Below are 21071 nucleotides of genomic sequence, written 5' to 3' on the forward strand. Positions count from 1 at the left end.
ACCAGCCTAGGCGCAGCGGGAGCAGCCGGCCACGGCAGTAGCGGCAGCGGTATTGCAGGCACGGTCAACGGTGCGATATCCAGTGGGCTCGCCCCTCTGAACAACATCAGCGGCATGGTGGGAGGAGCAATGAAATGAACCACTCCTGGATGCTTCTAGCAGCGCTCGGTTGCACAGCGGCGATGGCCGACAGCAATAACAACGCAACCATTGATAACTCGGGCCAGCAGTACAACGGTGTGGTGACGATCAACCAGGCCGCGGGTGACCAGCAACAACTGAGCAACAACGTCGCTATTGCGGTGGGCCACAATGCCCGGGCGAACATCGCCGTCACGCAAAAAATCAGCGGCGCGCCCACCGACCGCTCCCTGAACGCCAATGCTGCGATCCAGGGCAACTCCTTCAGTAATGGCAACGGTGCACTGAGTGTCAACCAGTCCGCCGGGGCCCAGAACCAGATGATCAATGCCGTGCGCATCAGCGTGAGTGCTGGCCCGCAAAGCATCGACGACAGCGTCATGTCGCAACAAAACGTTGCGCTTGCAACCGACTCAGGGTTGACCCCTACCACTGGCAGCCGCCAGGTCGTTACCAGCGACCAGGCCTTCACCGGCAGCCGTGGAGTGGTTCAGGTCAACCAGAGCGCCGGGGTGGGGAACCGAGTGGCTAACACCCTGAACTTACGACTCAACTGATGGAGCTGAGTCCATAGCTAGACCGTACCAACACTTAACCAACTAATTAGAAGCAAGGAGATACACCATGAAAACTTCAATGGCTCTTAAACCACTGGCTTTTGCTCTCGCTGCGCTCATGGCTGTTGCTGCTCAAGCGGGCGGTTATCACGCGCCTACCACGGCTGCTGCGACCACACAGGACGGTCAGAGCAACCATGGCAACGTGGTACTTAATGACAAAACCAAAAACAACGCCTCGGCCAATGATTCCTACAACAACATCAGTGGCGTGGCCAACGGCAACGTGCTGAGCGGCGACAACAACCAAGGCAAAAACGACGTTGCCATCGTTTCCGGGGATGCGGATTTCGTATTCGCCGCCACCGGTACCGCTCAATCGAACACCGGTAACTTTGTGGCCAACAGCGGCACTAGAAACAACGCTTCCCTTAACGACAGCGGCAACCACGCTTCAGGCGTGATTCAGTTGAACGCCGCATCGGGCACCTCCAACCAAGGCAGCAACAGCGTTGCAATTGCCTCGGGTAATGGCGACAGCGGTGCTGCAGCCGTCACTGGCGTGCAGGATGTGTCGGGCAACCTGACCCTCAACCTGGCCAGCGGCCACGGCTGGGGCAGCACCAAACCGGTGGTCAACAACGCCAGCGTGAACAACTCGATGAACTACAGCTCTGGGGTGTCGAACTCCAACGTTCTGTCGGGCAGCAACAACCAAGGTCAGAACAACGTAGCAATCACTCGCTTCTGATCCAGATCGGGCCTTGGCAACAAGGCCCTTTTTATTTCCAGTGTCCAGCAGGTCATACGATCATGCGCCTCACAGCTGCCCTCCTCTTGTTCGCACTCACCGGCCCGACCTGGGCGGCGCAAATGGCCGTTGTCATGCCAAACGGCGCGGTGGTGTACAAGAAGGTCGAAAGCATCCGCGAGCGCAAATTCGCCAACCTGGTGGAACAAAAAACCGATTTCAGCTGCGGCGCCGCCGCGCTGGCAACCATCCTGCGCCAAGCCTATTGGATGGACGTGGATGAAGACCACGTGATCAAGGGCATGCTGGTCAATGCCGACCAGAACCTGGTGCGCACCCAAGGCTTCTCGATGCTCGACATGAAGCGCTACCTGGAAAGCATCCACATGCGCGCCAAGGGCTACCGGATTACGCCTGAGGTACTCGTCACCGTGAAAGTGCCGGTGGTGGTGTTGCTGGACATTCGTGGCTACAAGCACTTTGTCGTGCTGCAACGGGCCGACAAAGACTGGGTGTATATCGGCGACCCCGTGCTGGGCAACAAGCGCTATGCCAAGAACGATTTCGTCAAGGGCTGGAACGGCATCGTGTTCGCGGTGATCGGTGAGGGTTACGACAAGGCCAACGCCTTGCTCACACCCCGCGCGCCGCTGACGGCCAAGAACCAGTTCAACGAGTTCAGCCCGGTACGCGACAGTGAATTGATGGACTTCGGTTTTATCCAGAGCGACTTCTTCTAGAAGCGCAATAAGGAGCAGGACGCTCCAGGAGCAAACGATGAACACTCGACGCTGGCTGACAGTCATGTGCCTGGCAGCCGCAGCACCTGCCTATGCTTCTTCGGCATTTAAGCCGATCGAGCTCAAGGACGCGGAAATGGCCGAGTTGCGCGGGCGCTATGTGATGCCCGGGCGGATTATCAGCTTTGGCATTGTGATGAGCAGCACCTGGACCAATGCCGCCGGCGCGACCGTGACCGGCACCGCCGACATGCAAGTCAACGCTTCCACCGTCACCCCGCAATTCTACGTGCAAATCACCGGTAACGACGGCACCGGCGTGATCAAACAGCCTGACGGCAAGGGCACCGTCGTCGGCGGCGCCGGCCTCGGCACCGGCCAGGGTGTCACGCAAAGCGTGCGCGCAGCGGGCGATGGCAACACGGCCAACAACGGCGTGGATATCAACGTGACGAAAAACGGCCTGGCGCCCGCCAACTACGTGCAGTCGGGTCAGGCATTGATTGCCGGCCAGCCGATCACCGGAGGCACAGCCGCCGGCCAAGTGACGGTCACGGCTAAAAACGGTGGCCTGCAAATGGCGCTCCAGGCCAATAACAATCAGGGCAATGTGGTGCAGCAAATCGGTGCCGGTAATGTGCTGCAAGGCACGGTTATTCAGGGCAACAGCAACTTCGTGAACAATATGACCCAACTTAATGTGGTCATGGGCAACAACGGTTTGAACAACATCACGCAGAACCTGAACCTGGATCAACTCAAAGGCCTACGCCCCTCCGGTTATTGAACTACGCTGAGCCTCGACACTTACGCATTAGAAAGGGACGGCTTATTTCATGCATCGATCTTTATCGTTACGTGCCGTGATTTGTTTGAGTACGCTCCTACCCGCTTCGGTGCTGTACGCCGCGCCGGATACCGATATCGAAACACTGAAGCAGGAACTGCTGGAGCTCAAGCAGCGTTATGAAGTGCAGCAAAAAGCACTGGCCGTATTGGAGCAACGCGTAAGGCAAGTGGAAGATCAGCCGGCAACACCTACGCCCAAACGCCTGGCCAAGTCGCCTGCAGACTTCCAGAAAGGCGGTACGACAGTGGCCGGCGTCGGCGCGGGCGCAGCGTCCGGCGGTGCAGCCGGTAACAGCTCGTACGGGCAAAGCCTGAAGGACGATTCCGCCCCGGCACAAAGTGTGAGCAACTTGTACAACGAGGCCAGCGGCTTTTTCGGCAATGGCAAGTTCAGCTTTGAAACCGGACTCACCTATGCCCGCTACGACGCGCGCCAATTGTCACTCAACGGCTTTCTGGCGTTGGACTCGATCTTCCTGGGCAATATCAACCTGGACCGGATCAAGTCGGACAGCTGGACCCTGGACCTCACCGGCCGCTACAACCTGGACAACCGTTGGCAGTTCGACCTGAACGTGCCGGTGGTGTATCGCGAAGCGACCTACCAGTCCGGTGGCGCCGGCGGCGATGCCAAGAATACGTCGGAAGCCTCAGTCAGCCGCGACCCAACCATTGGTGATGTCAACTTCGGCATCGCCTATAAATTCCTCGATGAGAGCGCCAGCCTGCCGGATGCGGTGGTGTCGCTGCGGGTCAAGGCACCGACCGGCAAGGAACCCTATGGCATCAAGCTGATCGAGCAAGCCAGCAATAACAACCTCGCCGTGCCGGAAAGCCTGCCGACCGGCAACGGGGTGTGGTCGGTCACGCCAGGTATTTCGCTGGTCAAGACGTTCGACCCCGCCGTGCTGTTCGGCTCGCTTTCCTACACCCATAACTTCGAAGACTCGTTCAGCGATATCAGCCCCAATCTCAATCAGAAGATCCCTGGCAAAGTCAGCCTGGGTGACAGCTTCCAACTCGGTGTCGGGGTGGCCTTCGCGCTCAATGAGAAGATGAGCATGTCGTTCTCGGTGTCTGACCTGGTGCAACGTAAAAGCAAGGTCAAGCAGAGCGGCCAGGACTGGCAATCGGTGGTGTCCAGCGATGCCAACGCCGGGTATTTCAACGTGGGCATGACGATTGCGGCGTCGGATAACCTGACGATCGTACCGAACCTGTCGATTGGGATGACCGATGATGCGCCGGACTTTACGTTCAGCCTGAAATTCCCGTATTACTTTTAGCAGTAGTGGGACGCGGAACGTCCCAGGCAGCAAGGAAAAGCCCCGCAACGATAGAGGTCGTTGCGGGGCTTTTCGGTTTACCCGCCCTAGCGGATCTGGTGTTTGTGCAGCAACCGGTAGAACGTCGGCCGGGACACGCCCAGCACGCGGGCCGCGATACTCATGTTATCGCTGTGCCGGTTGAGCACATCGCACAACGCCTGGCGTTCAGCGCGGTGCTTGTAATCTTCCAGTGTAGCCATCGGTGGCGCAATTGCCTGCTCGCACTGCAACCCCAGGTCACCGGCTTCGATCTGACGCCCTTCTGCCAATACCAGGCCACGGCGCACGCGGTTCGCCAATTCGCGCACGTTGCCCGGCCACGGGTGTTGGCCCAGAGCAACCAGAGCATCCTCGCTGAAACTGCGCGGCCTGCGCCCGGTTTCCTGGCTGTAGAAACGTGAGAAATGGTTGGCCAGCATCGCAACGTCGCCGTGCCGCTCGCGCAGCGGCGCGGTTACCACCTGCAAGACATTAAGCCGGTAATACAAGTCTTCGCGAAAGGTGCCCTTCTCAACCGCCGCTTCCAGGTCCACGTGTGTCGCCGCCAGCACCCGCACATCCACCGGGATGGGCTGGCTGCCACCGACGCGCTCGATCTGCTTTTCCTGCAGGAAACGCAGCAAGTTGGCTTGCAGTTCCATTGGCAAGTCGCCGATCTCATCGAGAAACAACGTGCCACCGTGGGCCGCTTCGATACGCCCGACCTTGCGCTGATGCGCGCCGGTGAACGCACCTTTTTCATGGCCGAACAGTTCGGACTGGATCAGGTGCTCGGGAATGGCACCGCAGTTGATCGCGACAAAGGGCTTGGCATGACGCTGGGATTGGCGATGCAGGGTCTTGGCCACCAGCTCTTTGCCGGTGCCGCTGTCGCCGCGAATCAGCACCGGCGACTCTGTAGGTGCCAGCTTGGCGAGTAATTTGCGCAGCTCACGAATGGGCCGGCTGTCGCCCAGCAGCTCGTGTTCCTGCGCGTCGATCAGTGTGTGGCCCTTGCCGCGCAAGCGGGCCATGCCGAATGCACGCCCTAGCGTGACCTGCACGCGTGCCACATCAAACGGCAAAGTGTGGAAGTCAAAAAACCATTCACAGACAAAATCACCGACATTTTGCAGGCGTAGTACATCCTGGCTGAGCACCGCGATCCATTCGGTGCCGCTGCGGCTGATCAATTCCTTGACGGCCTCCGGGCGCTCCAGGTGATAGGGCTGCAGGCGCAACAGCCCCACATCGCACGACCTGTCGCCTACGGCGCCGAGCGTGCAGCTGTCCACTTCCCACCCCGCACTGTGCAAACCAGGCAATAGCTGGTGGCAGTCGTCGCACGGGTCGACTACAAGCAAGCGTCGTTGGACAGGTGTAACAACCATGACTATTCCTTGGCGCCAAAATTGTTAAAGTTATTTATAAACAACGGTTTGTGCGGCCTGGCGCTAACACTAGCAAGTTATTGACACAGCCTTTGTATTATTTCGCTATAAGTCTGGGCACAAAGCCATCTCGGCGTCGCTGGGGCCAAAAAATCAGGCGCGACCGCCACACTCAATGCGCTTTCAAAACAGCCGCTTACATGACGCCAATCACGAAAAGTTGAAATTTCTTGATCTAAGATGTGACCCGTACCCTGCCATCGTGCATCAGTACAAGTAACTCACCGTCTGGCTCGCCCAACCGACGGTACTTAAATGACTGGGCATTTAGAGAGAAGACCCACATGAACGCCCCGCTCCGCATCAACGAAGCTCTTTTGATCGCAGACCGTGCCTTCCAGCCCTTTCAGTGCGTGGCCTGGCACGATGGCAACGGCGCCCTCAGCCTGAGCGTCATCGACCGTACCAATACCCGCATCGGCAGCAAACAGCTGTCTTCGAGTACTTATACCGATCCGACTCAACTTGAGGTTTTGTTGTTGCAGGCGCGTGCCGAACTCGACAAAGATGGCCATCAGTTGTTGTCGTGGACCATGCCCAAGTAAGACGCGGCAGTAACTTCCGATCATTGCATAACAATGATCGGAAGTTGAGCATCACAACGTAAGCGGCTTATCGCGGTACGAGAATAAAGCGCTCGATCGCTTCAGCTGCGCCGTCCTCGACATTGCTGCCGGTCACAACACTGGCTTGGCGCTTGACCGTTTCTTCCGCCTGCCCCATCGCAATCGACAAACCCGCCACTGCAAACATCGCCGGGTCATTGCCGCCGTCGCCGATAGCTGCCGTTTGTTCCATGCGCACACCAAGGTGCGCGGCCAAGGTTTTCAAGGCCTCGCCCTTGTTGGCGAGCATGGCCGTGACATCCAGGTACACCGGCTGCGAGCGTGATACCTGCGCCAGGCCCTGCACCTTGGGCTGCAACTGCGCTTCCAGCTCCACCAATAACTGCGTGTTGTTGCTGGCAGCAACGATCTTGTCGACCCGGTCCAGGTACGGCTCAAAACTCTCCACCACCACCGGCCCGTAGCCCAAGCCATCGGCTTCACGCTGCATCATCGGCCCAGGCGGATCACGGCGCAGCCAATCGCCGTCAGCGAACACCCAGACTTCCACATCCGGTTCGGCCGAAAACAGCGCCAGTGTCACCAACGCCGCCTCTGCCGGCAGATGATGGGCAACCAGGATGCTGCCATCCGGGTTGATCAACGTGCCGCCATTAAAACCCGCGACCGGCACATCAATACCGAACGTTTCGATAAGGTGCAGCATGGCCTTGGGCGGCCGCCCGCTGGCCAGGCTGAAAAACACCCCGGCGTCACGCAACGCGCGGACAGTATCGGCAGTGCGCTGGCTAAGGCTATGGTCAGGATGCAACAAGGTCCCGTCTACATCACTGAGCACCAACTGGATGGGATGAATCGCTGCATCACTCATCCCAGGCTATGCCAGGTGCGACCATCGCGGGCCAGCAACTCGTCGGCGGCCGCGGGGCCGTCTTCTCCGGCCTTGTAAGCCTGAATCGCGTCATCCTGCTTCCAGGCATCCAGGAACGGCTGCACCGCACGCCAGCCATTTTCGATGTTGTCGGCGCGCTGGAACAAGGTCTGGTCGCCGGTCATGCAGTCGTAGATCAGGGTTTCATACCCGGTCGACGGCTGCATTTCGAAGAAGTCCTTGTAGTCGAAACCCAACTCGATATTGGCCATTTCCAGGGCCGGCCCGGGTTTTTTGGCCAACAGGTCGAACCACATGCCTTCGTTTGGCTGGATCTGGATTTTAAGGTAGGTGGGCTTAAGCTCATCCACATCCGTGTCGCGGAACTGCGCATACGGCGCGTGCTTGAAGCAGATCACGATTTCGGTGTCACGGATGCTCATGCGCTTGCCAGTACGCAGGTAGAACGGCACGCCGACCCAACGCCAGTTGTCGATCATCACCTTGAGGGCGACAAACGTCTCAGTGCTGCTATCAGGCGCAACGTTGGCTTCTTCACGATAACCGGGCAACGACTTGCCGCCGATTTCGCCAGCGCTGTATTGGCCGCGTACCGAGTTGGCGCGCGCATCTTCCAACGACCACGGGCGGATCGCACCCACTACCTTGGCCTTTTCACCGCGCACCGCATCAGCGCCAAACGCCGCCGGCGGCTCCATGGCGACCATCGCCAGGAGCTGGAACAGGTGGTTGGGGACCATGTCGCGCAGGGTGCCGGTTTTCTCGAAGAAGTTACCCCGCGTTTCGACGCCCACGGTTTCCGCCGCAGTGATTTGCACGTGGTCGATGTAATGGTTGTTCCAGAACGCTTCGAACAGCACGTTGGAGAAACGGCTGATCAGGATGTTCTGCACCGTCTCCTTGCCCAGGTAATGGTCGATGCGATAGATCTGCTTCTCGCTCATCACCTTGAGCAGGCACGCGTTCAGCGCTTCGGCGGTGGCAAGGTCCGACCCGAAGGGTTTCTCGATCACCACACGACGGAAACCATCATCGGTTTCGTTGAGCAAGCCGGCACTGCCCAGGCGCTGCGCCACTTCACCGAAGAAGCGCGGTGCAGTCGCCAGGTAGAACACCGCGTTACCGGTGCCGCTGTCGGCGATCTTCTTGCCGATGTCGGCGTAGGTGCTGTCGTCGAGGAAATCGCCCTCGACGTAGCTGATGCCTTTGGCCAACTGCGCCCACAACGCGGGGTCCAGGGCGTTTTCGGCATTGCCCCGGACTTTGCTCGCGGCCTCGGTGCGAATGAAGTCCTCGAGTTTCTTGGCGAAGTCGGCGTCACTGATGGCGTTGTGATCAACGCCGACAATGCGCAGGCCGTCGCCCAGCAACCCGTCGCGACTCAGGTTGTACAGCGCCGGCATGAGCAGGCGCTTGACCAGGTCGCCATGGGCGCCAAACAGAAACAAGGTAGTGGGTGGAGCGGGTTCGGCCTTGGGTTTCTTGCCGTTAGCGGTCATTTTTTGGAAGTCTCCACATGGCCACCAAAGCCGAAGCGCATGGCAGACAGCATTTTGTCACCGTAGGTGCTCTGCTGACGGGAACGGAAACGGGCGAACAACGAGGTGGACAGCACCGGTACCGGCACGGCTTGCTCCATGGCGGCTTCGATGGTCCAGCGGCCTTCGCCACTGTCGGCCACGGAACCGGAGTAGCCATCGAGTTTCGGGTCGGTGGCCAACGCGTCGGCGGTCAGGTCCAGCAACCAGGACGAGACCACGCTGCCACGGCGCCAGACTTCGGCGATATCGGCAACATTGAGGTCGAAGCGCTCGTGCTCCGGCAGGTTCTCCGAGTTTTTGGTCTTGAGGATGTCGAAGCCTTCAGCAAAGGCCTGCATCATCCCGTACTCGATGCCGTTGTGGATCATCTTCACGAAGTGCCCGGAACCGGCTGGGCCTGCATGGATGTAACCGTGTTCGGCACGGCTGTCGGCAGAGGCCGAACGGTCCTTGGTGCGCGGGATGCTGCCCAGGCCCGGTGCCAGGCTGGCGAAAATCGGGTCGAGGCGCTGCACGGTCTCGACGTCGCCGCCGATCATCATGCAGTAACCGCGCTCCAGGCCCCAGACGCCGCCGGAGGTGCCGACGTCAACGTAATGCAGGCCTTTTTCCGACAAGGCCTTGGCTCGGCGAATGTCATCTTTGTACATGGTGTTGCCGCCATCGATGATCACGTCACCGTCTTCGAGCAACTCACTGAGCGTATTAATGGTGTCTTCGGTGGGCGCGCCTGCCGGCAACATCACCCACACAGCGCGCGGCTTTTGCAGCCCGGCTACCAGGGCCTTCAGGTCGGCGACGCCGGTGGCGCCCTCCTCGCTCAAGCCTTTGACGAATGCTTCGTTACGGTCGTAAACAACGGTGGTATGCCCATTGAGCATCAGGCGCCGCGCAATGTTACCGCCCATGCGGCCTAGTCCGATAATCCCCAGTTGCATGTGCTGATGCTCCTAACTACTAAATAAATGTGTGACATAGTTTATAGCGCAATGAGGCTAATGAGGGTTAGTCCAGAGCGGATCGGTGTAGTTTCATGACAAAAAAACGCCATCGTTTCAGCATCACCGCTGAAAAAGTCACAGCGACCACCAAAAATAAAAAAGTTCCATTGCCCCGAAAAAGAATTCAGAATTGCTTTCGACTGTTGCCGAGAACCTCGATTGACGCGTTCCGGCACCGCGATCTACCGGCTATTTGCGAGGTAAGCAATGAGCACAGCACAGATGACCCGACCGCCACAGACCCTCTACGTGAGCGTGCGTCGCGATGAATTGCGCCAATTAAAAGAAGAACGCGATCAACTGCAGCAGGAGGTTCTGCGTCTGCGCGCACACCTTCAAGCACAGGTCAATCAGGCATCCGGCACCCAGCCTGCACTTTGCTGAACCTGAGCTGAACAAAGCCTTCAGAAATAACTCACGAAGTTTTCACATCCTCCTCCCGATACTCCCGCCGAATAGGGCCACGCACACGCGGCGGCCCACTGTCGCGCGCATTCCTGCGCAGCGACTGAGCAATTATCGGGTTGGAGTACTGGATGGCGATGTTCAAACGCAGCACCAAGTCTGCGAAAGGCTTTGATTGGGCCGGTCTTGGCTGGTTGTTCCTGTTTTTCTGGTATTTCTCGGGTATTACCCAACTCCTGATCCAGCTGACCGGCACCTCCGGTTTCAGTGGTTTTCGCCAAGCCTTCTTCCTGAGCGCGTTCTGGCTCGCGCCGATGCTGCTGTTCCCAAAGCGCACGCGCTTGCTCGCGGGCTTGATCGGCGTGGTGCTGTGGGCGTGCTCGATGGCCAGCCTGGGTTATTTCTTCATTTACCAGCAGGAATTCTCGCAAAGCGTCATCTTCATCATGTTCGAGTCGAACATCTCTGAAGCCGGCGAATACGCGACCCAGTACTTCGCCTGGTGGATCGTGCTGGCATTCATCGCCCATACCGCAGTAGCCGTATTCCTGTGGACCCGCCTGCGCCCGGTTTACCTGCCGCGTGGCCAGGCGCTGCTGGCAGCCACCGCCATTGTGCTGGCCGTGATCGGTTACCCGCTGGTCAAGCAGATTGCAACCAACCCGACCATGGAATTGGCCATCGACGGTTTCGAAAGCCGCGTCGAACCGGCCGTGCCATGGCAGATGATCGTTGCCTACCGTCGCTACACCGAACAGCTCAACAGCATGCAGGGCATGCTCACCAGCGCCAGCAAGATCCCGCCCTTGAAGAACCTCAAGGACACCATGGCCGACCAGCCGTCGACCCTGGTGCTGGTAATCGGCGAATCCACCAACCGTCAGCGCATGAGCCTCTATGGCTACCCGCGCAACACCACGCCGGAACTGGACAAGCTGCGCGACCAATTGGCGGTGTTCGACAACGTCATTACTCCGCGGCCCTACACCATCGAAGCACTGCAGCAGGTGCTGACGTTTGCCGACGAAGAGAACCCGGACCTGTACCTGAAGACGCCCTCGATCGTCAGCGTGATGAAACAGGCCGGCTACAAGACCTACTGGATCACCAACCAGCAGACCATGACCAAGCGCAACACCATGCTCACGACCTTTTCCGAGCAGGCTGACGAGCAGGTGTACCTCAACAACAACCGCAACCAGAACGCCCGCCAATACGACGGCGACGTGCTGGCACCGTTCGCCAAGGCCCTGGCCGACCCCGCCGAGCGCAAGTTCATCGTGGTGCACCTGCTGGGCACTCACATGAGCTACCAGTACCGTTACCCGCCAACCTTCGACAAGTTCACCGATCGCCAGGGCGTACCGGCCGGCATCAGCGATGATCAGTTGCCGACCTACAACAGCTACGACAATGCGGTGCTGTACAACGATTTCGTGGTGTCGAGCCTGATCAAGGATTACGCCAAGACCGACCCGAACGGCTTTCTGCTGTACCTCTCGGACCACGGCGAAGATGTGTTCGACTCGGCCGGCCACAGTACCCTGGGCCGTAACGAAGGCAAACCGACGGCGCCGATGTACACCATCCCGTTTATGGCCTACGCCTCGCCGAAATGGCGCGAAACCCATGACTGGAGCTTTGCCAGCGATTTGCAGCGGCCTTACAGCAGCTCGCAGTTGATCCACACCTGGGCCGACCTGGCCGGGCTGAGCTTCGATGAATGGGACCGCAGCAAGAGCCTGGTGAACGACAGCTTCAAGCCACGCCCGTTGCTGATTGGTGACCCTTACATCGGCCAGAAAAAGGGTTTGATTGATTTCAGTCTGATCAAACCGAAGAAGTCAGACGCCTCCGAAGTGGTTGCTAAATAGCGTGAGCCTTGTAACAGAAAGATAACAATCATTCTCGTTTAAGCCTAAAGTTCCGCGCGCCCTTTCGTCTTTGAGCCAAGGCCTTCTCCTACTGAGAAGGCCGCAAAGACGACAAGGAGTCTGCCGCGATGTTCGCGCCCTTTACCCGTTCCATGACCCTCACCCTTGGCCTGTTCAGCGTCGCGCTGAGCCCGGACCTGCTGGCTGAAACCGACCCCGAGCCTGCCCCGCCACGCGCCCTTGAGCTGGGTGCCACCAGCATCACCGCCGAAGGCCTGGGCGCGACCACCGAACACACCGGGGCCTACACCACCGGTTCGATGAACACCGCCACCAAGCTGAACCTGTCGATCAAGGAAACCCCGCAATCGGTTTCGGTGATCACCCGTCAGCAGATGGATGACTTCAATCTCAATACCCTGACTGACGTGCTGCGCCAGACCACAGGCATAACGGTGCAACACCTGGACTCGGATCGGGTCGGCTACTCTTCCCGCGGCTACTCGATCAGCAACTACCAGGTCGACGGCATGCTCAGCACCTACGGGCGCATGAAGCCGGATGCCGACACCATCATCTACGACCGCATCGAGGTGGTGCGCGGTGCCACCGGACTGACTACCGGCGCGGGTGACCCCTCGGCCACGGTCAACATGATCCGCAAGCGCCCGACCGCAGACTGGCAAGCCAGGGCCGGCGTCAGCGGCGCCAGCCATGACAACTACTACAGCTACGTTGATGTGGGCGGCCCCCTGGCGTTTGATGGGCGACTGCGTGGACGCACGGTACTGGCCTATCGCGACAGCCAGTCCTATCGCGACAATTACGCCATGCAACGGGAGGTCGGCTACGGCATCCTCGAAGGCGACCTGACCGACGACACGGTGGTCGCCGTAGGCTTGGACTATCAGAACAAACATGTGCAAGGCACCTCTTGGGGCACCCTGCCCTACTGGAACAGCGATGGCAGCAAGGCGCGACTGTCACGCTCGGCCAACATGGCTGCCGACTGGAGTTCCTGGCCACTCAAAGACAAGACCACCTTCGCCTCTATCGACCATAAACTGTCCGCTGACTGGCGCCTCAAGGCGGCCTACACCCATCGCCAGAGTGATACTGATGGCAAGGTGTACTACGGCGGCGCCGGCTACCCCAACCCGGATGGCAGCGGCATGAACGCCTGGACCAACCAGATGGTCGGTACATCGAAAATGGACGTGGTGGACTTCAACCTTGCCGGGACCTATTCATTGTTTGGCCGTGAACATGAGCTGATGGCAGGTTATGGCGAATCCGAGCAGCGAGACTCATCGCCGTTTCAGCGCTACAGCACACCCGAAGGTTATGAAGACATTCAGGACTGGCGGCACATGGGCGGTATCCCCAAGTTCCCCGACCGCACCACCGGCCTCAAAGGCGAACACAGCAGCAAAAAACAGAAAGCCGGTTACCTGGCGACGCGCCTGAGCCTCACCGACAAACTCCACGCTGTACTCGGCGGCCGCTATGGCAGTTGGGAAATCGAAAGCGTCTCGCCGCAGTACAACGACAATAACCAGCTGACTCAATCGAGCAAAACTCGCCAGACCCACAACGATATGTGGACGCCGTATGCGGGGCTGCTCTACGACATCACCCCCGAGTACACCGTGTATGCCAGCTACACCGATATCTTCAACCCTCAGGATGAGCGCGATTCCAGCAAGAAATACCTGGAGCCGGTGGTGGGCAGCAACTACGAAGTCGGGCTCAAGGGCAGCCTGATCAATGAGCGCCTGAACCTGGCCACCGCGTACTTTTGGAGCACTCAGGATAACGTCGCCGAACTCGATAACAGCGCACCGCCGGATCCGGTCACGCGCGAGCAGTTCTACAAGTCGGGCGGCAAAGGCAACAAGGTCCAGGGCTTTGAGGTGGAAGCATCGGGCGAGGTCATGCCGGACTGGAACCTGACAGCCGGCTACACCTACACCCACTCGGTCAATGGTGATAAACAGCGCAACAACACCGACCAGCCACTCAACCTGTTGAAACTATCGACGGCCTATCGCCTGCCGGGCCAATGGCGCGGGTTGACCGTAGGTGGCGCGGTTAACTGGCAGAGCGATTTCTACAAATTTGCCCCACGCCCTACCGGTGGCCGGGACAGTGACGGCCGGCTGATCACCGAAAGCACCAAGATCACCCAGCAGGCCTACACCGTGGTCAACCTGATGTCGCGCTATCAATTCGACGAACACGTTTCGGCGTCAGTTAACGTCAACAATCTATTTGATAAAAAATATTACGAACGCGTCGGTTTTTATAATGGCGTGTATTGGGGAGACCCACGCTCCATCACACTGGCACTGGATTGGCGGCTATAAACTGCATCCCCGAAGTTAACAAAAACGTTAACTTCGGGGCCGTTCCATGTTAATTCCCACTTAATAAGACAGCCCCATAGTCGCTCCATGAATCGGATCACGGAGCGATCGAACACCACTCACTCTTAATGGGAATACTGCCATGAAACTTTCGACCTTAATGCTTGCCGGCCTGATGAGCCTGACCTCCGTAGCCGCCTTCGCAGAGGGCGGTTCAGAGCGCTCGAAGGAGTTTTACAACAACTTCGCCTTCACCCAGCAGCAAATTCACGGCACCACGGACAAAACAGCACTGGCCGACGGAAAGTCTGTAAAGCCCGAACAAAACAGCGCTGAACAACAGCCTAACAGCTGATTTAATCTTTAGTTAACCTGCATGCCCCTATGCCAATCCGCTCCTTTGGCAAAGGTTAATTTGGCGCCATTTAATGGCGCCTTTTTTATGTTGCCTATATTAAGCGCAGTGATTAAAGCGGTTTGCTCCAGAACAGCATACGGCCGTGGGCGGGGTCAAATATCGAATCATCAAAACCAAACTTGCGATAGGCCGCTTGCGCCACGTCATTGCCTTCGAGCACTTCCAGGGTGATCTTGCAGCAACCGCGCTGGCGGGCAATTTCCTCGACCTTGAGCAGCATTTTCTGGCTAAGCCCCAGGCCACGAAACTGATTCATCACCACCACATCGTGCACGTTGATCAGCGGGCGGCAGGCAAACGTCGAAAAACCTTCAAAGCAATTGATCAGACCCGCCGGCTCCCCGCCGACAAACGCCAGTACGCTGAACGCGTGGGGGCGCTTGGCCAGTTCGGCTGGCAGTTGCTGCAACAGATCGGCCGGCAAGGTGTGACCGCCACCCATCGGGTCTTCAGCGTAATGGTTAAGCACCAGGCCAATGGCTTCGGCATGCACGGGGTTGGTGTAGCTGGCTTGCAGCACCAGGATGTCTGGGGTGTCCATTTCCTTCCTCAATCACGACAACAAGGGAATCGGTTCCCTTTGAGGAGACAATTGTAAGCGGGGAGCCCGTCGCAGATGAAGGAGATTAGCTACAAATACCTGACGGAAATGACGAAGGTTGCGCCCACCAACAAGCACCACTGGCCTGGGATTTGTCCTAGGCGCCGAACCGCTGCAGTTGCATCTCTTGCAAACGACTCAAGGTGCGCCGGAACGCAAACTCCAGATAACCCTCGGTGTAAAGACTTGCCAACGGCACCTGGGCCTCGATAAACAGTGGCACCTTGCGGTCGTAGCACTCATCCACCAGCGCGATGAAGCGCCGCACACTGTCATCGTGTACCGACAATTCAGGCAACTCACGGTCACCGGCCATTACTCGCTGAACACCATCTTCGGTGCCACGGGCAATCCGTCCCGGACGTTTTTGTGCGCTCAGGTTGGGCACTTCACCCAGCAGGATCGCCTTGTAGCGATCGCACAGCAGCATAAAGTCCATCGCTGCCAAGGGTTGCTCGCACAAATCGGCGTACCGGCACCAGAGCACCGTGTCGCTGGACTGCATCGCTACTATCGAACGGTACCCGACGCTGACCACGCCGCTGCCGGTCACCTGGCCTTCGCTTAACTGTTTGAACAGTGTGGCAAGCGCTTGTGGCTGATTGACCCAATAGCGCTGCAGCCCCACACCTGGATGCAAACGGTGATCTTCACCACCGTCCACTGCCACCACGTGCATATGTTGCTTGAGCGCCTCAATACCCGGCAAGAATCGCTCGCGGTTGAAGCCGCCTGCGTACAGCTCGTCCGGTGGTTGGTTGGAGGTGCAGACCATGACCACGCCCTCCTCGAACATCACCTGGAACAGCCGGCCGAGAATGATCGCATCACCGATGTCGCTGACGAACAGTTCGTCGAAACACAACACGCGCACGTCCTGGCTGAGTTCGCGCGCCAAAGCCTGCAAGGGGTCATGGATGCCACTGAGCTGGAAAGAGCGCTGATGCACCCAGCCCATGAAGTGATGAAAATGCTGGCGCCGCGCAGGTACACGCAAGCTGTGATAGAACTGGTCCATCAGCCAGGTCTTGCCCCGGCCCACCGGCCCCCACAGGTAAACCCCGGGAATCGGCGAGCGGCCGTGGTGCAAGGCCTCAAAGCAGGTTTGCAGGGCTTGCACCGCCCGGCACTGGGCGTCGTCGGGCACGAAGCCTTGCTGGGCGATGGCGTATTGGTAGGCGGCAAGCGGCGAGTCGAAAGTCATGCGTGCCAGTATGACTTACAGCGAGATATCCAGCCGTGAAATCTTGCCCTGCTCGTTCAGGCGGAAGGTATAACGCAGCTCCAAAGGGCTACCGGGGAAATTGCCGGAGACCCTGTTGCTGACCAATACCTTACCGGTGCGATGCTGCACGTTGATCACTTCAACACGAGGCTGATAGCGACGCCCGGTGTCTTCAACCCAGCGGGCAATGGCTGTCGGACCAACTTGATGATCGCCTTCATCGAATACGTTGGCATCATCGGCAAAGCACTGGGCAATGGCTGAGGTGTCGCCGGTATTGGTCGCGGTTATGTAGGCTGCAATGGCGGGGGCTAACGCTGGAAAAGACATGGCACAGCTCCTTTTTAGTGATTTATGGCGCCATGCTAAGCCAGCCCTGTGTCAGTTTTTGTCAGGAGTGAACGATCCTGAATCATTGTGTTCCATCAACTTGCGCCAGCCGCGCAGCAGGTCGCTGCGCCGGCCAGGGTAACGCTCACCTCGGGCGTCAGCTGCGGCCACCCGGTCGGTGCGAAACGTACGGTAAGCGCCACGCAACTCGCACCAGGCCACGATCACACGGACCTCATTGAGAAACCCCAATGCCAACGGCCAGATCAACCGCTGGCTCTGGGTTTGGCTGGCGTCTGCGTAATCGATATGCAGCTTGGCCTGGTTGCGAATCGCCTCACGAAACACATTCAGCGGTACGCGATTTTCCGGGTAGCCAAACCCCGGCGGCCCCGGCAGCAGCGTGGGGTTACGCAAGGCTTCCTGCGCAACCGGGTCGAGCACATCGGCAATTTTTGCCAAGGCATTAGCCGCTGCACGACTGAGCACGTCGTCGCCGCGCTGGTCCACATAGCGTAACCCCAGCACGATGGCTTCAGTTTCCTCGGCGTTGAGCATCAATGGTGGCAAAAACAGCCCGCTGCGCAACACATAACCCACCCCCGCCTCACCAAAAATCGGCGCGCCGAGTGCCGTCAGCTCAGCGATATCGCGGTACAGCGTGCGCTCGGAGACTTCCAACTGCGCAGCCAGTACGGCCGCGGTCACCGGGCGCTTCTTGCCGCGCAGGGCCTGCAACAAGGTGAGTAAACGAGTGGTACGCGACACTTGGACCCCGCCGAAAAAGGAAAAAGTGCCGCAGCTTAGCAGAGCGTCCTGTCAGAAAATGTCAGCAGCAAAAAAGACCCTTGCCCGAATAAATTACAAAACTCGGCAACAACCGCAAGAACATGGTGCGGGCGGTCGAAGAAAGCCTCAAACGCTTGAACACCGATCACATCGACCTGCTCTGGGCGCACATGAGCGACAACGTCACGCCGATGGAAGAGATACTGCGCAGCTTCGATGACTTGGTGCGCGCCGGCAAGATCCACTATGCCGGCCTGGCGCATCGCCCGCGCCGACCTGTTGGCCGAAGTGCGCAATTTCGCGCCGATTATTGGGGTGCAGGTGAAATACAGCCTGGTCGAACGCAGCGCCGAACGTGAAGTGCTGCCGATGGCCGAGGCTCTGGGCCTGGCCGCCACGCTGTGGTCGCCGTTGGGCGGTGGCTTCCTTACCGGCAAATACCGTGAAAGCCTGGACCACAATCGCGCCAACAAACTGGGTATGTTGATCCACTCCGAACAAAGCGCGCGCGAAACGGCCGTGCTCGATACCTTGCTGGCGATTGCCAGCGAATTGGAGGAAAGCCCCACCCACGTCGCCATCGCCTGGCTACGGGAAAAGGCCCGGCGTTCGACTAGCGCGCTGATCCCGATCCTCGGCTCACGCACCCGCGCACAATTGGATGCCACGTTAGGCGCCTTCAAGGTGCAGCTGTCGAACGAGCAAGTGGCCCGCCTGGACACTGCCGGCGCAATTCCATTGGGCGTTCCCCACGGGATTATCTCGGAGCGCTTCGCGCTCGACCACGGCGCAGACACACCGCGCCCACCGGTTATTTGAGACGAAAAAAAACGGCCTGTTCAGGCCGTTTTTTTATGCGCGAGGTTTACGCAAGGCTCTTGCTGACCACCTCGAATACATCGCTCGACAGCTCGCCGGAGGCACGAATGCGCTCAAGTTCCGCCTTCATCAGCGCTTGACGGGCGCTGTCGTATTTACGCCAGCGGGTCAACGGCGCCAACTGGCGCGAAGCAATCTGTGGGTTGAAGCCATTGAGCTGGATCACCAGGTCCGCCAGGAAGCGATAACCCGAGCCGTCTGCAGCATGGAAGTTGATCAGGTTCTGCCCGGCAAATGCACCCACCAGTGCGCGCACCTTGTTCGGGTTCTTGATGTTGAACGCCGAGTGCTCCATCAGCGCCTTGACCCGCTCCAACCCGCCCGGCAACGTGCTGCCCGCCTGCACGCTGAACCACTGGTCCATCACCAGAGGGTTGTCCTTGAAGTTCTCGGCAAACACGGCCAACGCCTGGGCTTTTTCCGCCTCAAACGGCGAGTTCACCAGCACCGCCAATGCCGTGAGACGCTCGGTCATGTTATCGCTGGTGTCGAACTGGTCCAGCGTTGCGGCCAACACTTCAGGCTTGCCGCTGAGCATCAGGTACGACAGCGCGATGTTCTGCAAGGCGCGCCGCGCGAAGTGCTCGGCCGCCGCCACATAAGGCGTCTGCTTGGACAGCTCGCGATTGGCCTGGTAACGCAGCCACAGCGCTTCGAACAGGTTGTCAGCCAGTTGCTTGCGGGCGTACTCACGGGCGGCGTGGATGGCCTCCAGATCCGCCACTTCGCTGATTTCCGTGAGGTAGGCCTCGCTTGGCAGCGAGAGCATTTCGGCGACCATGGCCTGGTCCAGGCTTTCATCGCTGAGCACCGTGCGCAGTGCGTCGATCAAACGCTGGTCCAACTTCAAGGCCTGGCCTTGCTGATGCTGGGCGATCAGCTCCTGCAACACCTGCACCGACAATTGCTGGCCGGCATCCCAGCGGTTGAAGCCATCGCTGTCGTGCTGCATCAGGAACATCAGTTGGTCGCGGTTGTACGGGAAGCTCAGTTTCACCGGCGCCGAGAAGCCGCGCAGCAGCGAAGGCAACGGCTTTTCTGCGATGTCGACGAAGGTGAAGGTCTGCTCCGCTTGCGTCACCGAAATCACCCGCGACGTGCCGCCAGCCGCTGCTTCACCCGCCAGGCGCAAGGCGATAGCGGCGCCCTGCCCGTCCAGCAGGCCCAATTCCACCGGAATCACGAACGGCAGTTTCTCAACCTTGTCCGGCGTTTGCGGGCAGCTTTGACGGAACGTCAGGCTGTAGGTTTTGGCTGCGGCATCAAACGACTCGCTTACCGCCAGACGCGGCGTACCGGCCTGGCTGTACCAGCGCTTGAACTGGCTGAGGTCGGCGCCGTTGGCGTCTTCCATGGCCTTGATAAAGTCATCACAGGTCACGGCCTGGCCGTCATGGCGTTCGAAGTACAGGTCGCTGCCTTTACGGAAGCCTTCAGCGCCGAGCAAGGTGTGGATCATGCCGACCACTTCCGAGCCCTTTTCGTACACGGTCAGAGTGTAGAAGTTGGAGATCTCGATAAAGCTGTCCGGGCGTACCGCGTGGGCCATCGGGCCGGCGTCTTCAGCGAACTGATGGGTGCGCAGGTACGCCACATCCTGAATACGCTTGACCGTGGCCGAGTTCATGTCGGCGGAGAAGCCCGAGTCACGGAACACGGTGAAGCCTTCCTTGAGCGACAGCTGAAACCAGTCACGGCAGGTCACGCGGTTGCCCGACCAGTTGTGAAAGTATTCGTGGGCAACAATCGCTTCGACGCGCTGGTGCGCAGCGTCGGTGGCGGTTTCGGCGCGGGCCAGCACGGCGCTGGAGTTGAAAATATTGAGGCCCTTGTTCTCCATGGCGCCCATGTTGAAGTCATTCACGGCCACGATCATGAAGATGTCGAGGTCGTACTCGCGACCGTAGGTTTCTTCGTCCCAGCGCATGGATTTTTTCAGGCTGGTCATGGCGTGCTGGCACTTGTCGATGTTTTCCGGCTCGACATAGATGCGCAGCGCCACTTCACGATTGGTCATGGTGGTGAAAGTGTCTTCAACGCACCACAAGTCACCGGCCACCAATGCAAACAGGTAGGCAGGTTTCTTGAACGGGTCTTCCCAGGTCGCCCAATGACGGCCGTCTTCGCCGGGGCCACTGGCAATCGGATTGCCGTTGGAGAGCAGCACCGGGTAGCTGTGTTGTTCGGCGATCACCGTGGTGGTGAAGGTGCTCATCACGTCCGGGCGGTCGAGGTAGTAAGTGATCTTTCGGAAACCTTCGGCCTCGCACTGGGTGCAGAACATGCCGCTGGATTTGTACAGGCCTTCCAGGGCAGGGTTGGTTTCCGGGTGGATACGCACGCTGGTGTCGACCGTGAAGGTTTCGCAGGTCGGGTGCAGGGTCAGGG

Annotated in this window: 19 protein-coding genes and 1 pseudogene; 11 read left to right on the forward strand and 9 right to left on the reverse strand. The window is 58.9% G+C overall.

All coding sequences use genetic code 11. From position 1 onward, the window contains the following. Positions 1-134 precede the first annotated feature (134 nt). The 5 genes from FEM54_RS03765 to FEM54_RS03785 all read left to right on the forward strand — a co-directional run bounded on the left by FEM54_RS03765 (position 135) and on the right by FEM54_RS03785 (position 4324). Positions 135-698: a hypothetical protein gene (locus FEM54_RS03765; RefSeq protein ID WP_017138130.1), complete on the forward strand. Its 564-nt coding sequence runs from the start codon at positions 135-137 to the stop codon at positions 696-698. 67 nt (positions 699-765) lie between these two features. Next, a complete protein-coding gene (locus tag FEM54_RS03770) occupies positions 766-1449 on the forward strand; it encodes a hypothetical protein (protein WP_017138129.1) in 684 nt (227 codons plus the stop codon). A 62-nt stretch (positions 1450-1511) separates the two neighbouring features. Next, entirely contained in the window at positions 1512-2189 is a 678-nt protein-coding gene (locus FEM54_RS03775; RefSeq protein ID WP_017138128.1) for a C39 family peptidase, read from the forward strand. A 37-nt stretch (positions 2190-2226) separates the two neighbouring features. Continuing rightward, on the forward strand, positions 2227-2976 hold the full coding sequence (locus FEM54_RS03780; protein WP_099549305.1) for a hypothetical protein: 750 nt from the start codon (positions 2227-2229) through the stop codon (positions 2974-2976). Between the two features lie 49 nt (positions 2977-3025). After that, positions 3026-4324, forward strand: a complete 1299-nt coding sequence (locus FEM54_RS03785) for a transporter (RefSeq protein WP_099549304.1) — start codon at positions 3026-3028, stop codon at positions 4322-4324. 86 nt (positions 4325-4410) lie between these two features. On the opposite strand, the gene FEM54_RS03790 is transcribed toward FEM54_RS03785, so the two are convergent. Further along, positions 4411-5736 (reverse strand): sigma-54 dependent transcriptional regulator, encoded by a 1326-nt coding sequence (locus FEM54_RS03790; protein ID WP_099549303.1) that lies wholly within the window; start codon positions 5734-5736, stop codon positions 4411-4413. A gap of 344 nt (positions 5737-6080) precedes the next feature. Between FEM54_RS03790 and FEM54_RS03795 the strand changes: the two genes are divergently transcribed. Beyond that, positions 6081-6341 (forward strand): hypothetical protein, encoded by a 261-nt coding sequence (locus FEM54_RS03795; RefSeq protein ID WP_138449582.1) that lies wholly within the window; start codon positions 6081-6083, stop codon positions 6339-6341. Between the two features lie 67 nt (positions 6342-6408). On the opposite strand, the gene FEM54_RS03800 is transcribed toward FEM54_RS03795, so the two are convergent. From FEM54_RS03800 to gnd, 3 genes are read right to left on the reverse strand one after another with little or no spacing between them, the layout of a single operon-like run. Continuing rightward, complete coding sequence (locus tag FEM54_RS03800; RefSeq protein WP_099549302.1) at positions 6409-7233, reverse strand: HAD family hydrolase; 825 nt, start codon at positions 7231-7233, stop codon at positions 6409-6411. Then, positions 7230-8753 carry a glucose-6-phosphate dehydrogenase gene (zwf, locus tag FEM54_RS03805; protein ID WP_017138122.1) on the reverse strand — a complete coding sequence of 508 codons (1524 nt, stop codon included), beginning with the start codon at positions 8751-8753 and terminating at the stop codon, positions 7230-7232. The genes FEM54_RS03800 and zwf overlap by 4 nt, the downstream gene beginning before the upstream one ends. Next, positions 8750-9733, reverse strand: coding sequence for a phosphogluconate dehydrogenase (NAD(+)-dependent, decarboxylating) (gnd, locus tag FEM54_RS03810; protein ID WP_017138121.1), 984 nt, complete (start codon positions 9731-9733; stop codon positions 8750-8752). Before gnd ends, zwf begins: the two co-directional genes overlap by 4 nt. 270 nt (positions 9734-10003) lie before the next feature. Here gnd and FEM54_RS33840 point away from each other — a divergent pair, with 270 nt between their 5' ends. The 4 genes from FEM54_RS33840 to FEM54_RS03825 all read left to right on the forward strand — a co-directional run bounded on the left by FEM54_RS33840 (position 10004) and on the right by FEM54_RS03825 (position 14796). Next, positions 10004-10180, forward strand: coding sequence for a DUF6026 family protein (locus tag FEM54_RS33840; RefSeq protein WP_256349299.1), 177 nt, complete (start codon positions 10004-10006; stop codon positions 10178-10180). Positions 10181-10332: 152 nt separating this feature from the next. After that, the gene (locus FEM54_RS03815) at positions 10333-12075 is read left to right on the forward strand and encodes a phosphoethanolamine transferase CptA (RefSeq protein ID WP_017138119.1); all 1743 of its coding nucleotides are present in this window, start codon (positions 10333-10335) and stop codon (positions 12073-12075) included. A 128-nt stretch (positions 12076-12203) separates the two neighbouring features. After that, positions 12204-14441 (forward strand): TonB-dependent siderophore receptor, encoded by a 2238-nt coding sequence (locus FEM54_RS03820; RefSeq protein ID WP_138449584.1) that lies wholly within the window; start codon positions 12204-12206, stop codon positions 14439-14441. Positions 14442-14583: 142 nt separating this feature from the next. Further along, positions 14584-14796 (forward strand): hypothetical protein, encoded by a 213-nt coding sequence (locus FEM54_RS03825; protein ID WP_017138117.1) that lies wholly within the window; start codon positions 14584-14586, stop codon positions 14794-14796. Between the two features lie 112 nt (positions 14797-14908). On the opposite strand, the gene FEM54_RS03830 is transcribed toward FEM54_RS03825, so the two are convergent. The 4 genes from FEM54_RS03830 to FEM54_RS03845 all read right to left on the reverse strand — a co-directional run bounded on the left by FEM54_RS03830 (position 14909) and on the right by FEM54_RS03845 (position 17783). After that, complete coding sequence (locus tag FEM54_RS03830) at positions 14909-15400, reverse strand: GNAT family N-acetyltransferase (protein WP_017138116.1); 492 nt, start codon at positions 15398-15400, stop codon at positions 14909-14911. Positions 15401-15557: 157 nt separating this feature from the next. After that, positions 15558-16664, reverse strand: coding sequence for a cell division protein ZapE (gene zapE, locus FEM54_RS03835; RefSeq protein WP_138449586.1), 1107 nt, complete (start codon positions 16662-16664; stop codon positions 15558-15560). Positions 16665-16679: 15 nt separating this feature from the next. Then, the gene (locus tag FEM54_RS03840) at positions 16680-17015 is read right to left on the reverse strand and encodes a nuclear transport factor 2 family protein (RefSeq protein WP_017138114.1); all 336 of its coding nucleotides are present in this window, start codon (positions 17013-17015) and stop codon (positions 16680-16682) included. Positions 17016-17066: 51 nt separating this feature from the next. Further along, complete coding sequence (locus FEM54_RS03845) at positions 17067-17783, reverse strand: helix-turn-helix transcriptional regulator (protein WP_138449587.1); 717 nt, start codon at positions 17781-17783, stop codon at positions 17067-17069. Between the two features lie 92 nt (positions 17784-17875). On the opposite strand from FEM54_RS03845, the pseudogene FEM54_RS03850 reads away from it, so the two are divergent. Further along, positions 17876-18623: pseudogene (locus FEM54_RS03850) on the forward strand (aldo/keto reductase); the annotation flags it as partial. Positions 18624-18669: 46 nt separating this feature from the next. Here FEM54_RS03850 and pepN read toward each other — a convergent pair. Next, positions 18670-21071: aminopeptidase N (gene pepN, locus FEM54_RS03855; RefSeq protein ID WP_138449589.1), on the reverse strand; the 2402-nt coding region annotated here is incomplete at its 5' end.

It is taken from the genome of Pseudomonas edaphica (genome assembly GCF_005863185.1).
GTDB classification, from domain to species: Bacteria; Pseudomonadota; Gammaproteobacteria; order Pseudomonadales; family Pseudomonadaceae; genus Aquipseudomonas; species Aquipseudomonas edaphica.

Bases quoted from the DNA above. Each gene is read 5' to 3' on its own strand.
- FEM54_RS03765 (WP_017138130.1), top strand. From the start codon at position 135: ATGAACCACTCCTGGATGCTTCTAGCAGCGCTCGGTTGCACAGCGGCG.
- FEM54_RS03815 (WP_017138119.1), top strand. From the start codon at position 10,333: ATGGCGATGTTCAAACGCAGCACCAAGTCTGCGAAAGGCTTTGATTGG.
- FEM54_RS03785 (WP_099549304.1), top strand. From the start codon at position 3,026: ATGCATCGATCTTTATCGTTACGTGCCGTGATTTGTTTGAGTACGCTC.
- FEM54_RS03770 (WP_017138129.1), top strand. From the start codon at position 766: ATGAAAACTTCAATGGCTCTTAAACCACTGGCTTTTGCTCTCGCTGCG.
- FEM54_RS03780 (WP_099549305.1), top strand. From the start codon at position 2,227: ATGAACACTCGACGCTGGCTGACAGTCATGTGCCTGGCAGCCGCAGCA.
- gnd (WP_017138121.1), bottom strand. From the start codon at position 9,733: ATGCAACTGGGGATTATCGGACTAGGCCGCATGGGCGGTAACATTGCG.
- FEM54_RS03840 (WP_017138114.1), bottom strand. From the start codon at position 17,015: ATGTCTTTTCCAGCGTTAGCCCCCGCCATTGCAGCCTACATAACCGCG.
- FEM54_RS03790 (WP_099549303.1), bottom strand. From the start codon at position 5,736: ATGGTTGTTACACCTGTCCAACGACGCTTGCTTGTAGTCGACCCGTGC.
- FEM54_RS33840 (WP_256349299.1), top strand. From the start codon at position 10,004: ATGAGCACAGCACAGATGACCCGACCGCCACAGACCCTCTACGTGAGC.
- FEM54_RS03795 (WP_138449582.1), top strand. From the start codon at position 6,081: ATGAACGCCCCGCTCCGCATCAACGAAGCTCTTTTGATCGCAGACCGT.
- FEM54_RS03825 (WP_017138117.1), top strand. From the start codon at position 14,584: ATGAAACTTTCGACCTTAATGCTTGCCGGCCTGATGAGCCTGACCTCC.
- zapE (WP_138449586.1), bottom strand. From the start codon at position 16,664: ATGACTTTCGACTCGCCGCTTGCCGCCTACCAATACGCCATCGCCCAG.
- FEM54_RS03800 (WP_099549302.1), bottom strand. From the start codon at position 7,233: ATGAGTGATGCAGCGATTCATCCCATCCAGTTGGTGCTCAGTGATGTA.
- FEM54_RS03830 (WP_017138116.1), bottom strand. From the start codon at position 15,400: ATGGACACCCCAGACATCCTGGTGCTGCAAGCCAGCTACACCAACCCC.
- FEM54_RS03820 (WP_138449584.1), top strand. From the start codon at position 12,204: ATGTTCGCGCCCTTTACCCGTTCCATGACCCTCACCCTTGGCCTGTTC.
- zwf (WP_017138122.1), bottom strand. From the start codon at position 8,753: ATGACCGCTAACGGCAAGAAACCCAAGGCCGAACCCGCTCCACCCACT.
- FEM54_RS03775 (WP_017138128.1), top strand. From the start codon at position 1,512: ATGCGCCTCACAGCTGCCCTCCTCTTGTTCGCACTCACCGGCCCGACC.